Origin of the sequence: Mesorhizobium sp. CA6, from assembly GCF_020165035.1 — a bacterium.
Lineage (GTDB): Bacteria > Pseudomonadota > Alphaproteobacteria > Rhizobiales > Rhizobiaceae > Mesorhizobium.
In genome coordinates, this window is record NZ_JAIUHI010000014.1 from 104,848 (window position 1) to 118,909 (window position 14,062).

At 63.9% G+C, this 14,062-nt stretch carries 12 protein-coding genes; 5 read left to right on the top strand and 7 right to left on the bottom strand.

Going from position 1 to position 14,062, the window contains the following annotated elements:
* Positions 1-7 precede the first annotated feature (7 nt).
* The 3 genes from LB526_RS21315 to LB526_RS21325 form a co-directional block, all read right to left on the bottom strand.
* Positions 8-874 (bottom strand): carbohydrate ABC transporter permease, encoded by an 867-nt coding sequence (locus tag LB526_RS21315; protein ID WP_224629649.1) that lies wholly within the window; start codon positions 872-874, stop codon positions 8-10.
* 101 nt (positions 875-975) lie between these two features.
* On the bottom strand, positions 976-2,250 hold the full coding sequence (locus LB526_RS21320; RefSeq protein WP_224629651.1) for an ABC transporter substrate-binding protein: 1,275 nt from the start codon (positions 2,248-2,250) through the stop codon (positions 976-978).
* A gap of 279 nt (positions 2,251-2,529) precedes the next feature.
* A complete protein-coding gene (locus LB526_RS21325) occupies positions 2,530-3,447 on the bottom strand; it encodes an AraC family transcriptional regulator (RefSeq protein ID WP_224604499.1) in 918 nt (305 codons plus the stop codon).
* Between the two features lie 243 nt (positions 3,448-3,690).
* Here LB526_RS21325 and LB526_RS21330 point away from each other — a divergent pair, with 243 nt between their 5' ends.
* A complete protein-coding gene (locus LB526_RS21330) occupies positions 3,691-5,076 on the top strand; it encodes an MATE family efflux transporter (RefSeq protein ID WP_224629653.1) in 1,386 nt (461 codons plus the stop codon).
* A gap of 39 nt (positions 5,077-5,115) precedes the next feature.
* Here LB526_RS21330 and LB526_RS21335 read toward each other — a convergent pair whose 3' ends face one another.
* The 4 genes from LB526_RS21335 to speB all read right to left on the bottom strand — a co-directional run bounded on the left by LB526_RS21335 (position 5,116) and on the right by speB (position 8,491).
* Entirely contained in the window at positions 5,116-5,763 is a 648-nt protein-coding gene (locus tag LB526_RS21335; protein ID WP_224629654.1) for an amino acid ABC transporter permease, read from the bottom strand.
* Positions 5,760-6,428, bottom strand: a complete 669-nt coding sequence (locus LB526_RS21340) for an amino acid ABC transporter permease (RefSeq protein ID WP_224629656.1) — start codon at positions 6,426-6,428, stop codon at positions 5,760-5,762. The genes LB526_RS21335 and LB526_RS21340 overlap by 4 nt, the downstream gene beginning before the upstream one ends.
* 66 nt (positions 6,429-6,494) lie before the next feature.
* The gene (locus LB526_RS21345) at positions 6,495-7,295 is read right to left on the bottom strand and encodes a transporter substrate-binding domain-containing protein (protein ID WP_224629657.1); all 801 of its coding nucleotides are present in this window, start codon (positions 7,293-7,295) and stop codon (positions 6,495-6,497) included.
* Between the two features lie 140 nt (positions 7,296-7,435).
* On the bottom strand, positions 7,436-8,491 hold the full coding sequence (gene speB, locus LB526_RS21350; protein WP_224531636.1) for an agmatinase: 1,056 nt from the start codon (positions 8,489-8,491) through the stop codon (positions 7,436-7,438).
* A 212-nt stretch (positions 8,492-8,703) separates the two neighbouring features.
* Between speB and gcvA the strand changes: the two genes are divergently transcribed.
* The 4 genes from gcvA to LB526_RS21370 all read left to right on the top strand — a co-directional run bounded on the left by gcvA (position 8,704) and on the right by LB526_RS21370 (position 14,031).
* Positions 8,704-9,678, top strand: coding sequence for a transcriptional regulator GcvA (gcvA, locus tag LB526_RS21355; RefSeq protein WP_224629659.1), 975 nt, complete (start codon positions 8,704-8,706; stop codon positions 9,676-9,678).
* 189 nt (positions 9,679-9,867) lie between these two features.
* On the top strand, positions 9,868-11,172 hold the full coding sequence (gene pncB / locus LB526_RS21360) for a nicotinate phosphoribosyltransferase (RefSeq protein ID WP_224629660.1): 1,305 nt from the start codon (positions 9,868-9,870) through the stop codon (positions 11,170-11,172).
* A gap of 12 nt (positions 11,173-11,184) precedes the next feature.
* Positions 11,185-12,573 (top strand): hypothetical protein, encoded by a 1,389-nt coding sequence (locus LB526_RS21365; RefSeq protein WP_411967913.1) that lies wholly within the window; start codon positions 11,185-11,187, stop codon positions 12,571-12,573.
* A gap of 153 nt (positions 12,574-12,726) precedes the next feature.
* Positions 12,727-14,031, top strand: a complete 1,305-nt coding sequence (locus LB526_RS21370) for an ABC transporter substrate-binding protein (RefSeq protein ID WP_224629663.1) — start codon at positions 12,727-12,729, stop codon at positions 14,029-14,031.
* Positions 14,032-14,062: the final 31 nt, after the last annotated feature.

Genomic DNA, 14,062 nt, shown 5'->3' on the forward strand with positions numbered 1-14,062 from the left:
TATGGCTTCATGCCTGCACCCGCTTCCACAGCATGGTGAAGGTGATGACCGTCGCGATCATCATCAGCACCGCCATGGCCGATGCGTAGGAGACCTTGCCGGACTCGATGAAGCCTTGCGAGAAGGCGTACATGTCGAGCGTTTCGGTCGCGACGCCGGGCCCGCCGCGCGTCATCACATAGATCAGGTCGAAGGAGCGCAGCGACTCGATCATCTTGACGAACATCAGGCTGATCAGCGGCGCCTTCAGCATCGGCAAGGTGACATAGGCGTGGATTTGCCAACGCCTGGCGTGGTCGAGCCTGGCCGCCTCGATCGGCTGCGGCGGCAAGGTTTCAAGCAGCTTCAGCACGATGACGGCGAAGAACAGCCCCCATTGCCAGACGTCCACCGAAGCGACGGCGAACAATGCGGTGGCGGGCTTCGACAGCGGATCGAAGATCAGCCCGCCGGTGATCAGCCGGTAGGGATAGGTGGCGATGCCGTAGAGCGGATGATAGGCGAACTTCCAGACGAAGGCGGCCGAGACGCGCGGCAAAAGCACCGGGATGATGAACAAAAGGCAATAGAAATTGCGCAGGCGTGGGCCGGCGACCTCGAACATCAGCACACCCAGCCCGATCGCCACCACCATCGTCGCTACCACGGTGACGATCTCCCATTTCACCGAAACCCAGACGGCGTTGAGGAAACGGCGGTCGAGGAAGAGATCGGCGAAGTTCGAGAACCAGACCCAGGAGTAACCGGTCGTGCTCAACTCGCGGTTCTGCAAGGCGATCACGATGGCGTAGAGCGTCGGCACCATCGACAGCACCAGAAGGATGGCGAGAGTAGGAACCAGAAATGTGACCGGCAGGGAAGAACGTCGGCGCATGGCCTCCTCGGATTTTTTACTGCTGTCTGGTGAAGGTCCCGCGGCGCACGGATCCCGGCATTCCTTCGAATGCCGTGGATCGCGCGCCGCAGGCGGGAGGATTACTTCTTCTTCACCAGTTCATTGGCGTAGGCCTCGAGCTCGTTGAGGCCGCCCTTGATGTCGGTGCGGGTGCCCGTGACCAGCTCTTCCAGGATGATGCCCCAGCGGTCGCCGAGATCCGGCCAGCGCGGATCCTGCCAGAAGTTCACCGCCGTCACCTTGCCGGTGTCGGCCAGCGCCTTGCCGAGGTCGGCGCCGTATATGTCGGCGAATTCCTTGCTGGAGAGAACGCTAGTGCGGTTGAGCTCGCCGAACTGATGCGCATCGAGCCGGCGCTTCTCATTCTCCTTCGAGGTCGCCCAGGCGATGAACAGGCCGGCGCATTTCTTTGCTGCGTCATCCGCATTGGCCTTGGTGCCGATGGCAAGCCCATGCCCATAGCCGCCGCCCGGCAGCGGCGAAGGCGGCGGCAGGAAGCCGACCTTGCCGACCACCTGCGAGGTCTTCGGGTCCACCGCCATGCCCGACAGCGGCGTCGATTCGACGAGGATGGCGACCTGGCCGGAGAGGAAGGCGCCGGTCGATTCGTCCCAGCTGCCGGTCTGCGTGCCGGGGGCCGAGTCCTTGAACAGCTTCAAATAAGCCTCGGTCGCCTTCACGGCGGCGTCCGAATTGAAAGCCGGCTTGTCGCCGTCGAACCACTTGCCGCCATAGGCCTTGAAGAACGGCATCCAGCGCCAGACATTGGCGCCCGAGCCGCGTGCGCCGCGCAGCGCGATGCCGTACATGCCCTTGTCGGCATTGGTCAGCTTCGGCACGTCGGCGATCAGCTCGTCCAGCGTCTTGGGCGGCTGGATGCCGGCGGCCTCCAGCACGTCCTTGCGGTAGACCATCAGGTCGCCGCCGCCGGTCAGCGGCGCGAACCAGACCTTGCCGTCATAGGTGGCGACCTTCTGGCGGCCCGGATCGAAATCGGCGAAATCGTATTCAGCCGGATAATAATCGGTCAGCGGCGCGATCCAGCCCGAGGAAGCGAACAGCGCGACGTTCGCCTCGTCGACATAGTAGACATTGTAGTTGCCGACGGTCGAGGCGTCGGCGCGCGACTTGGCGCGGCGGTCGTTCTCGTTGAGATAGTCGATCTGGAACGAGGCGCCGGACAGCTTCTTGAACTCGTCCTTGGAGTCCTCCAGAAGCGTCAGCCCGTCGCGCGGCTGCGCCAGCACCTTGACCGGCGCCGAGCAGACCGGCGCTTGCGCCAGTGCTGCGGTTGAAACGGAAGCGGTAAGCACGAAAGCTGCACCGAGGCTGGCAGCGAGCCGGTTTGATTTCATTGATGTTTCTCCTCCAGGAACAAGCAAGTCCGCGGGCTAAGCGACCCTCACCGTCGCCCGCATGACTGCGACCCGCCGCCAAAATGAGGAGTTGGAAGGGGCGAGACTAGAAGCCCCGTTGCAGCAGACCTGTACTTTTATGCATTGTGCGGCGCAAAAAACGGCGCCGGCAGAGTCTGCTCGTCACACGAGTATCAGTACGATTAGAGCAATTCCAGGAAAAGTGTGCAGCGGTTTTCCGTCCGGAATTGCGATGAAACAAAAAGCTAGGTGGCGAAATCAGGCCCGCAGCGTCAGCCGCTGCCGCGACAGCTTGCGGTAGGATGACGGCGTCATCTTGTGCTTGCGCAGGAAGGCGCGGTTGAAGTTCGAGATGTTCATATAGCCGACCTGGAAGCAGATGTCGGTGATCGGGATCTCGGTGTCGGCGAGCAGCTTGCAGGCCTGCCAGAGCCTGAGCTTGGCGACGTGGTCGCTGAACGAGTTGCCGGTGTTCTTCTGGAAGAAGCGCGAGAAAGTGCTTTCGCTCATCCCGGCCAACGCCGCCACCTCCGGCAGCTTCAGATCCTCGGCAAAGTGCTGGAACAGATAGGTCAGCGAGCGCTGGATAATATCCAGCGATTCCGCGTCGAGAAGCGGAGAAAAATCCGGCGACGACAGAAGCTCGTATTCCTGGGTGGTGGCCAGAAGGTCCAGCAGTTCGAGGAACATGCGGAACCTCGCCAGCCCATGCACCTCGCCCATTCGTTCCATCAGCTCGGCGCCGTCGAGCGCCGTCTGGCCATGGAAGACCATGCCGCGCAGCGAGCGTTCCAGGAACGGCTCCAGCTCGCGCAGCTCCGGCAGCAGCCCCGAGGAGCCGCGCAGCCGTTCGGGATCGAATTGCAGCACGATATCGCGGCCTTCGATGAGCTCGCCGGGTTGCACCGCCGTCACCCAGTCATGCGGCAGCCCGCCGCCGACGATGGTTAGATAGCCCGGTCCGAACTCGCCGATATGGTCGCCGACCAGCACGACGCCGGACGATTTCCGCAAGAGATGGATTTCGTATTCGGGATGGAAATTCCAGACATTGCGCTCCCACGGATAATCGTCCAGCCGCCACAGGAAGCTCTCGCTGGCCTCGGTCACGATGTGCTCGAAGGCAGGTACCGTGCGCGGGATCGCGGCTGTGTTCTTTCTGCGCCTGAACGGCATTCGTTCCTCCCGGCATGGCGCGCCGGCTGCATATGCCAGGGCATCCGTAGCAGCCCCCGGCCGGCAAATGAAAGAGGCGTCGCGGAATCCCGGCTCCGCCTGGATCAATCGCCAGCCGGGCCTCGTCCCTTGCCAACATGTCGCATTTCGTTCACAAGGCGACGCAAATGGCGCCATTTTGCGCCATTGTTGTGCGGCTTCCGGCCCTTTGGCCGACGCGCCGTGTTCTGAAAGAGCGGAACAATGTCTGCGATCGAAGCCGGCGCTCGCGCGCCGGAAAACCTTTGGCGTCAGGAAATCAGGGCAACGATCGCGCTCGCCTGGCCGATGGTGCTGACCAATCTCGGCCAGACCGCCATGACCGCGACCGACGTCATGATGATGGGCCGCCTCGGGCCCGATACGCTCGCCGCCGGCGCGCTCGGCTCCAATCTCTATTTCATGCCGCTGATCTTCGGCCTCGGCCTGATGCTGGCGACCGAGCTCGGACGTCGCCGCCATTCGGTGCGCGACCTGCGCCGCACCGTGCGCCAGGGCCTGTGGCTGGCGATCCTCATCTCGATCCCGATCTGGATTTTTCTCTGGCATGGCGAAGCGGTGCTTTTGGCCATGGGCCAGAAGCCGGAGCTCGCGCATGAGGCCGGCATCTATCTGCATTGGCTGCAATGGGCGGTGCTGCCTTTCTATGGCTATATCGTGCTGCGCTCCTTCATCTCGGCGCTGGAACGGCCGGGCTGGGCGCTGATCATCGTTTTCGTCGCGGTCGCCTGCAACGCCTTCTTCAACTGGGTGTTCATGTTCGGCAATCTCGGCGTCAGGTCGATGGGCATCGCCGGCTCGGGCCTCGCCACGACTTTGTCCAGCACCCTGATGTTCGTCGGCCTCGCCGCCGTGGTGATCAAGGAGAAAAAGTTTCGCCGTTACCGTCTGTTCGGCCGCTTCTGGCGCGCCGACTGGCCGCGCTTCCGCGGCCTGTTGAGGCTCGGCCTGCCGATCGCCGGCATCCTCGCCTTCGAGGTGACGATCTTCAACGCAGCGGCCCTGCTGATGGGCCTGATCGACGCGGATTCGCTGGCCGCCCACGCCATCGCCATCCAGATCGCCTCGATCTCCTTCATGGTGCCGCTCGGTCTCAACCAGGCGGTCACGGTCCGGGTCGGGCTGGCGCATGGCGCCGGCAACCCGGAAGGCGTATCGCGCGCCGGCTGGACCGCCTTCGTCATCGGCGTGTCCTTCATGGCGCTGATGGGATTGGTGATGATTCTCTGGCCGCACACGCTGATCAGCGCCTTCATAGATCTTGCCGATCCCGCCAATGCCCGGGTGATCACGCTTGCCGTCTCGTTCCTTGCCTTCGCCGCGCTGTTCCAGATTTTCGATGGCGCCCAGGCCGTTGCGGCCGGCATGCTGCGCGGCCTGCACGACACGAAGGTGCCGATGATCTACGCCGCGATCGGCTATTGGGGCGTCGGCCTGCCGCTCGGCGTGCTGCTCGCCTTCCATTTCGGCCTAAACGGCGTCGGCATCTGGATCGGCCTGGCCTCGGGACTGGCCGTGGTGGCGGCGCTGCTGCTCGCGCGCTGGCTCAGGCGCGACCGCATCGCGCCGGCGCTCGCCTTCGGGCATTGATCGACAAGGCTGCGGGTCCAGTCGGCAGCCTTCGTCGGCTCAGCGCGCCCCCGCGCGTTGCTCCAGCCGCCGTGCATATTGCGTCAGCGGGAAGCACATCACGAAGAAGATCAGCGCCACCAGCCCGTAGACCTTGAACGGCTCGAAGGTCGCGTTGTTGATCGCGTTGGAGGTCCTGACCAGTTCCTCGAAGCCGATGATCGAGGTCAGTGCCGTCGATTTGATGAGCTGCACCAGGAAGCCGACGGTCGGCGCGCGGGTGATGGCGAAGGCCTGCGGCAGGATGATCAGCCTGAGCTCCTGCAGATAGTGCAGCCCGAGGCTGGCGCCGGCGTCCCACTGGCCGCGCGGCAGCGCGTCGACGCCGCTGCGCCAGATCTCGGCCAGATAGGCGCTGGCGAAAAAGGTCAGCCCGAGCGCCGCCGCCGTCCATGGCTCGATGCGCAACCCCAGCATCGGCAGGCCGAAGAACATCAAAAAGAGCTGCATCAAGAGCGGTGTGCCTTGGAAGAGCGCGATATAGCCTGACGCGATCCGCTTCACCCATTTGTTCTTGGCGATGCGAAAGAACAGCACCGCCAGCCCGACCAGCGCGCCGCCGATGAAGGCGGCGAGCGACAGCAGCACCGTCCAGCGCGCGGCGAGCAGCAGGTTGCGGACGATGTCCCAGAAGGTGAATTCGATCATGACACGCCCGCCCCCAGAACACGGCGGCCGCCGCCGACCAGCAGCCGGCGCAGCCCCATAGACAGGCCGAGATACACCATCGTCACCACGAAATAGGTCTCGAAGGCGCGAAAAGTGCGCGCCTGCAGCATGTCGGCCTCGTAGGTCAATTCGCGCACCGCGATCTGCGACACCACGGCCGATTCAAGCATCATGATGACGATCTGGCTGGTCAGCGCCGGATAGATCACCTTCAGCGCCTGCGGCAGCACGATCTTGACGAACACCTGGCGGGGCCTGAGGCCGAGCGCCAGCGCGGCTTCCGTCTGCCCGCGTGGCACGGCGTCGAGCCCGGCGCCGACGATCTCGATCGTATAGGCCGCCATGTTGAGCGTCATCGCCAGCATCGCGGCCAGGATCGGGTCGAGCCTGACGCCTAGGCTGGGCAGTCCGAAAAAGATGAAGAACAGCTGCACCAGGAATGGCGTGTTGCGCATCACCTCGACATAGATGCCGATCGCCAGCTGAAGCGGCTTCGGGCCGTTTCTCTTGCCGGCCGCGCCCAGGATACTGAGGAACGTGCCCGCCAGCGTGGTGACGGCGATCAGAAGGATCGTCGTCGCCGCGCCGCGCGTGATCGCGCCCACGGCGCCCGCAAGCCAGCCGAAGTCCAGGCTGTAGCCCATGGCGATTGACCTTTTTGGAACAGTCGGAGCGGCTCAGCGCTCGTCATGGCTGGGCCGCTCTCGAGATCAATCCTTGAGGTTGTCCGGATTGAGCGGGGTCTTCAGCCAGGCCTTCGAGCTCTCGTCTAGCTTGCCGTCGGCCAGCATCTTGGCGACGGCGTCGTTCACCGCCTTCTTCAGCCGGTCTTCATTCTTGTTGAGGCCGATATGCGAGGGCGAGGTGAGCAGCTGGAATTTCTGCTCCGGCTTCAGCGCATCCTGCTTGGCCAGCACCTGGGCGCCGACATCGTTGCCGACCACCATCAGCTGCGTCTGGCCGGAGATGAAGGCCTGGATGACGGAATTGTAGTTGTCGAAGCGGCGGATGTCGGCGGAAGTCGGCGCCGCCTGGGTCAGCGAGGTATCCTCAAGCGTGCCGCGATTGACGGCGACCGACTTGTCGGCAAGGTCTTCCTTGCCTTTGACGGCAAGCTCGGCCGGGCCGATGACGGCGATGTAGTAGGGCGCGTAGGCGGCGGCGAAATCGATCACCTGCTCGCGCTCCTTGGAGTAGCCGACGCTCATCAATATATCGACGCGCTTGTCGGTGAGATAAGGGATGCGGTTCTGGCCGGTGACGCTGACCAGGTTGAGCTTCACCTTGAGTGAATCGGCGATCGCCTGCGCGACGTCGATGTCATAGCCCTTGATGCTCATGTCGGCGCTGGCCGAGGAGAAGGGCGGGAAGTCGGAGAAGATGCCGACATTGATGGCGCCGGCCTTGGTGATGTCGTCGACGGCGTCGGCTTTCGCCTGCGTGGCGAGGCCGGCGGCGCTGAGTATCATCGCCGCTGTGATTACGGATTTCAGTGCGTTGCGAAGTAACATTGTTATTCCCCTGCTGGAAGCTTGTTGTTGAAACCGGCCGCCGGCTCCAGCGCGGCGGTCGTGTTGGGAGAGCAATTCCGGAAGACGCGGTTTAGGCTTGGCGCCTTGGCCATAGCGTCCGTCTGGAATTGCGCGAGGCATCAGCCCTTCTTGATCGCTGGGCTGAACACCATCAGGCTCAGAATCTCGAACAGGACCTGCGCGCCGACATGGGCGGTGTTGGTGGTCGCGTCATATTGCGGCGCCACCTCGACCACGTCGCCGCCGACGATGTTGAGGCCCTTCAGCCCGCGCAGCAATTCGAGCACCTCGCGCGTCGTCAGCCCGCCGACTTCCGGCGTGCCGGTGCCGGGCGCGAAGGCCGGATCGATGCTGTCGACATCGAAGGAGATGTAGGTCGGGCCGTCGCCGACGATCTTGCGCGCCTTTTCGATGATGGCCGGGATGCCGAGGCCGGTCACCTCCTCGGCATGCACGACGGTCATGCCGGACTCGTAGGTGAATTCCCACAGATATTCGGCCGAGCCGCGGATGCCGATCTGGATCGTGCGCGATGGATCGAGCACGCCGTCCAGCACCGCGTTGCGGAACGGACCGCCATGGTGGAATTTGGTCATGTCGAACAGCCCGCTGGTATCGCAATGGGCATCGATATGGATCATACCGACTGGGGTCTTCTTGCCGACCGCCTTCAGGATCGGATGGCTGATCGAATGATCGCCGCCGACGGAGAGCGGCAGCACGCCGGCGTCGACGATCTGATTGGTCCGCTTTTCGATGTCCTCGTGGCTGATCTCCAGCCGGTAGCGGCTGCGGAACGGCGTGTCGCCGATATCGGCGACGCGCAGCTCATGCGTCGGCGCGCATTCCAGCACATGATTGTAGGGGCCGATGCGCTCGATGGCGCGCAACGCGCGCGGCCCGAAGCGCGAGCCGGGACGGTTGGTGACGCCGAGATCCATCGGCACGCCGATCATCGCCACCTGCAGGTCGCCAAAATCCGGATTGTCGGCCGCGATCTCGCGATAGGGCGCGGCGAGGAAGGTCGGGATGCCGGAATAGGGGGCGAGGCGTGTGCCCGACTTGTTGAAGATCTTGTCGGCCACCTTGCGGAATTTCGGGTCGAACATCTCGCCGCCATGGCTCTCGCCATATTTGCGGCGCAACGCTTCGAGCTTGCCGCGATCGTAACCCATGTCCGGTCCTCCTGCCTGCCTGCAGCGCTGCCCGTATGGGCGATTTGCCAAGCCAGCCTGTTGTCCGGCTGGATCGCTGTCCGCCGCTGCGTTGCGGATTCCACGTCTCTTGAAGCTGTTCCGGGCAAAAGTGTCGGGCAGCCGCTTTGAAAAATCAATTGATATTGTTAGGGTCTTGGCTGTGAGAAAATCTCACAAGGGAGGAGCTCCTCATGGCCAAGCGCCTGCCGCCGCTGAACCCTCTGCGCGCCTTCGAGGCCACGGCGCGGCACGCCTCGCTGACCAAGGCGGCGGGTGAGCTCAATGTCACGCACGGCGCCGTCAGCCACCAGATCAAGGCACTCGAGCAGTCGCTGGGCGTAAAGCTCTTCGAGCGCAGCGGGCAGCGCGTGAAGCTGACGCCGCATGGCGCGGAGTTCCTGCCGGCGGTCTCGGCGGCCTTCGAGGGCATCGCCGCCGCCACCCAGCGCATGACGCGACCGGCAAGCGCCGGCGCGCTGTCGGTCTCCTGCGTGCCGGCGCTGCTCTTGCTCTGGATGACACCGCGGCTCGGCTCCTTCACGGCGCAATATCCGGACATCCAGCTGACGCTGATCCCGTCCAACGATCCCAAAGACATCCGCGCCGCGGACATCGACGTCTGCGTGCACTATGGCGACGGCAGCTGGAGCGACTGCTGGATACGCAAGTGGTCCGGCCTGGAGCTGTTTCCGGTTGTCAGTCCGACGCTGATCAACAACCGCCCGATCCGCAGCGTCCGCGACCTCGCCGACCACGTCTTCCTGCATGGCGACGATGGCCGTGAATGGCACATCTGGCTGGCCGCCGCCGACGCGCTCGATCTGGAACGCGGCCGCCGCCACCGTCTGGGCGATGCCCGCATGGCGACGGAGGCCGCCGTGCACGGTCATGGCGTGGCGCTCGGCGATTCCGTCACCGCGCGCGCCTTGCTCGCCAGGGGCATGCTCGTGGCGCCCTTCAGTTTGTCGGTTCCGGCGGTCGACGATTTCTACGTCGTCTGCCGCAACGAGATGCGCTCGGCGCCGATCGTCCAGCTCTTCATCGACTGGCTGTTCGCCGAGAAGGAGCAGGACGAGGCCCGCGCCGATGCGCCGGTCGCCGGCCGCGTGCCGAGCCGCAGAAAACGCCCCGCCCTCAAGGTCATAGGCGCCAGGACCGCGTCCTGACGGCTGGACTTGCATAGCTGCTATTTGTGGGGCCAGCTTGCAAAGCAGCAAGCGCGTTCGGAAATACGGTGCTAAGAGGCAGTTGCTAAAGCAATTTCGTGCAACGGGGTTCCGGCCGGAATTGATCGAACAAGGATTTGAAGCGTGGCGCCCGCGTTCCCGTGCGTTGTGCTTTATGGGTGAGCGAGCATGGCAAAGACGGATATAGCGCGGCGCGTCTACAACCACACCTGGAAGCTCGACCCGATCGTCCGCAGCCTGCTGGACACCGACTTCTATAAGCTTCTGATGCTGCAGATGATCTGGGGCATGTATCCCAAGGTTGACGCCACCTTCTCGCTGATCAACCGAACCACGTCGGTGCGGCTGGCCAATGAGATCGATGAGGGCGAGTTGCGCGAACAGCTCGACCACGCCCGCACCTTGCGCTTCTCGAAGAAGGAAATGATCTGGCTGGGCGGCAACACTTTTTACGGCCGCAAGCAGATCTTCGAGCCGGAATTCCTCGCCTGGCTCGAGGATTTCCGCCTGCCCGAATACGAGCTTTCCAGGCGCGACGGCCAGTTCGAGCTCTCCTTCGCCGGGCCCTGGATGTACACGACGCTCTGGGAAATCCCGGCACTTGCGATCATCAACGAGCTGCGCTCGCGCGCGGCGATGCGCTCCTTCGGTCCGTTCGCGCTCGACGTGCTCTATGCCCGCGCCAAGGCCAAGATGTGGGCCAAGACCGAGCGGCTCAAAGCGCTGCCCGGCATCCGTATTTCCGACTTCGGCACAAGACGCCGCCATTCCTTCCTGTGGCAGCGCTGGTGCGTCGAGGCGCTGAAGGAAGGCATCGGCGATGCCTTCACCGGCACCTCCAACGTGCTTCTGGCCATGGATAACGACCTCGAGGCTTTGGGCACCAATGCGCATGAATTGCCTATGGTCTTCGCGGCGCTTGCCAATTCCGAGGACGAGCTGAGGCAGTCACCCTACAAGGTGCTGCAGGACTGGCAGCGCTACTATGGCGGCAATCTGCTGATCGTGCTCCCCGACACTTTCGGCACCGCCGCGTTCCTGCGCGATGCGCCGGACTGGATCGCCGACTGGACCGGCTTCCGGCCGGACAGCGCGCCGCCGATCGAAGGCGGCGAGAAGGTCCTCTCCTGGTGGCGTGAGAAAGGCAGGGATCCCAAGCAGAAGCTGCTCATCTTCTCCGACGGCCTGGAAGTCGAGACCATCGAGGAGACCTACAAGCATTTCCGCGGCAAGGTGCGCATGTCCTTCGGCTGGGGCACCAACCTCACCAATGATTTCGAGGGTTGCGCGCCGACCGAAACCAAGAGCCTCGACGCCATCTCGCTCGTCTGCAAGGTCAGTGAAGCCAATGGCCGGCCGGCGGTGAAGCTGTCGGACAACCCCGCCAAGGCGACCGGGGACGAGAAGGAGATCAAGCGGTATCTGAGGATTTTTGGCGAGAAGGGCCGGGTGGAGCAGCTGGTGAAGGTGTAGAGGGCATCGGTGATGTCCATTCTGGGATCACCACCTGACGCCCGTAATCCTAGAACGTTGAGTTCCCGCCCACCCCCCTCTGTCCTGCTTCTCCCCACCGGCTACTACATCGCCGGCGGCGCGCTGGCCGTCGCCGTCAGCTTCCTCGTCCTGGCTCTGCTGCCGCCCACTGCCCTCGACCGCCTCTGGCGCCGGCGCCTGACCCTGCTCACCTTCAGCGATGCTCTGCGTACCCTCTTCAGCTTGATTTCTTTCGCCGGCTTCATACTTCTCGTCGCCGCCGGCCTTCTCGGCAGCCGCGACCCCCTCTCCAACCCGCTGCCGCTGGTGATCTGGACGCTGCTCTGGGCAGGCTTCACGCTGCTGCAGGGCTTGCTCGGCGATCTCTGGGCATGGCTCAACCCATGGTACGGGCCGTGGCGTGTCGCCTCTCGCGTCTTCGGCCTTCCTGCGGACGATGCAAGCCGATCGCGCCTGCCCAACTGGCTCGGCTACTGGCCGGCCTTCGTGCTGTTCTTCGCCTTCGCCTGGTTCGAGCTGATCGATCCCGCCCCCGACGATCCGGCCCGCCTCGCCTTTGCCGTCGGCCTCTACTGGCTGGTGAGCTTCATCGCCATGCTCACCTTCGGCTGCGACGCCTGGGGCAAGCGCGGCGAATTCCTGACCGTTTTCTTCTCGATGGTCGCCCGCTTCGCGCCTGTCGAGCGCCATGACGGCCGCCTCTCCCTTTGCTGGCCAGGCGCCAAATTGCTGGCGGCCGAACCCTTGCCATTAAGTGGCACGGCCTTCCTTCTGCTGGCGCTGTCGTCGGTGTCCTTCGACGGCCTGTCGAAAACCTTCTTCTGGCTTGGCCTGTTCGGCGTCAATCCGCTGGAATATCCCGGCCGCACCGCGCTGATCGGCATCGGCAGTTTTGGCTTGGTGCTCAGCTTCGTCTTGCTGGCGGCGGTGTTCGCCCTGGCCGTCTTTCTCAGCCAACGCCTCGCCGGCGACAGACATTCTTTCGGCGAGGCGGCCGGCCTGCTGGTCTGGTCGATCGTGCCGATCGCGCTCGCCTACCATATCGCGCATTACCTCGCCGTGCTCCTGGTCGACGGCCAGTATGCGCTGGTCGCGCTCTCCGATCCTTTCGCGCTCGGCTGGAACCTGTTCGGCACGGCCAACAGGATGGTCGAGGCCGGTGTCGTCGCCGGCGCCGAGTCCGCCTGGTGGCTGTGGAACCTGCAGGCCGGCGTCATCATCGCCGGCCATGTGCTGGCGGTCCTCGTCGCGCATGGCCTTGCCTGGCGTCTCCATCCTCAGCCGTCGCGTGCGGCGCTCAGCCAGCTGCCGCTCACGCTGCTGATGATCGCCTACACGATCTTCGGCCTGTGGCTGCTTGCCACGCCAACGGCGGGATGAGACAAGGGCCGCCGTCATGACGCGAGGGAAGCTAGCTTGCCACGTCGCGGCTTTGGTGATTTAGTTTGTACACATGCAATTTTCCATCCTTCGCAAGAGGATGGTTTACGCCGCCTTATCGCTGGTCAAGACTGAAAAAACAGGGGAACCGACATGGCTGACAAGAACGGATTTTTCGACCTCTCCAAGACGACGCTGTCGCGCCGCACCGCGCTGAAGGGTATCGCCGCCGGGGCCGGCCTGGCGCTGGCGCCGGGCTTCGTCCGCTACAGCCAGGCGCAGAGCTCGGCGCCGATCAGAATAGGCTTCCAGTTGCACCGCACCGGCATCGGCGCCGCCTATGGTCGCTGGTACGAGAAGACCAGCGCCGCCGCTGTCAAGGCGATCAACGACGCCGGCGGTATCGGCGGCCGCAAGGTCGAGCTGGTCATCGAGGATGACGGCACCGATCCGGCGCGCGGCGCCGAGGTGGTCAACAAATTCGCCAAACAGCACAAGACCGACATCGTCTTCGGCACCTTGTTCTCGCATGTCGTGATCGGCTCGGCGCCCGCCGCCGGCGAGAACAAGATCCCCTATTTCGTCGTCAGCGAAGGCCATCACGTCGCCTCCACCAAGCTTAACCGCTACGTCTTCCAGCCCGGCATCACCGACGTGAAGAGCCAGATCCAGTCGATGGCGCCGTGGATCGCGGCGAACGCGGGCAAGAAGGTGACGCAGATCTTCCCCGACTTCGCCTTCGGCTACGACCATCGCGACTACCTGCCGCCGGCGCTGAAGGCGCAGGGCGCCGACGTGATCGCCCAGATCGCCATCCCGCCGACGGAGTCGTCCTTCACGAAATATTTCCCGCAGATCCCGGCCGAGACCGAGGTGATCTACCATGTCATGGTCGGTCCGGCCGTGCTCACCTTCGTCAAGGAGCTCGGCGAATTCTATGGTTCGCAACGGCCGCAGCTCTTCGGCTTCATCGACTCGCTCGAAGCCGTCGACATCAACAGCCCCGGCCTCGAATTCCTCGACGGCAGCCATTTCTGGGAAGGCTCGCCGCGCTATGCGCAGCGTGACGATTCTGCGGCGCAGAAAGCCTACCGCGCCGCGGTCGGCATCGACGACAACGGCGCCGCGGTCGGCGACCCCAAGGACGTCTCCACCGCCGCCCACATGTTCGGCTGCTGGGAAACGCTCTACGTGGTCAAGAAGGCGATGGAAGACGCAGGCTACAAGGGACCCGAAGACCGCGCCAAGCTGGTCGAGGCGACCGAGGCGCTGAAGGAGTTCGCCGAAGGGCCGGAGCATCCGCAGGGACCGAAGACCTTCAACGGCAAGATCCACCAATGCTTCGGCGTCCAGAACATCTCCAAGGTCGAAGGCGGCAAGCTTAAGGTCGTCCACAAGACCAAGATCGAGGACGGTCTCTACGAGCCGGAAGGGGACTACACGACGCAGGCGCTGTGAGCTTAGCTGCTCCTGCAAACGTGAGCGCCAA